This window comes from Cellulomonas sp. GbtcB1 (genome assembly GCF_019091725.1).
GTDB lineage: Bacteria > Actinomycetota > Actinomycetes > Actinomycetales > Cellulomonadaceae > Cellulomonas.
In genome coordinates this window covers 1-239 of record NZ_JAGXJG010000506.1, presented here as the reverse complement: position 1 = coordinate 239, position 239 = coordinate 1, and the positions used below count along the sequence as shown (strand labels likewise).

The 239-nt window shown below is 72.8% G+C and carries 1 protein-coding gene; it reads right to left on the bottom strand.

The annotated features are described in order from the left end of the window. Window positions 1–239 (bottom strand): extracellular solute-binding protein (locus KVT14_RS21190; RefSeq protein WP_368858796.1); only part of this gene is annotated, 239 nt, incomplete at both ends.

Below are 239 nucleotides of genomic sequence, written 5' to 3'. Positions count from 1 at the left end.
TGTCCCCGTCGCCGCCCCGCACGTCGGCGACATCGTCGGTGATGTCCTTGACCTCGCCGGACACGCCGAGCGACGGCAGCGCGCGGTACTCGTCCTGCACCACGTCCGGGGCCGTGTCCGCACGGTCCGCGGCGAGCAGCTTGGACGACGTCTCGGCCGTGCCGCCGGCCTCGGACAGCTTGACCGTCACGTCCGGGTTGAGCTCGTGGTAGCGGTCCACGATCGCCTGGGCCTCCGGG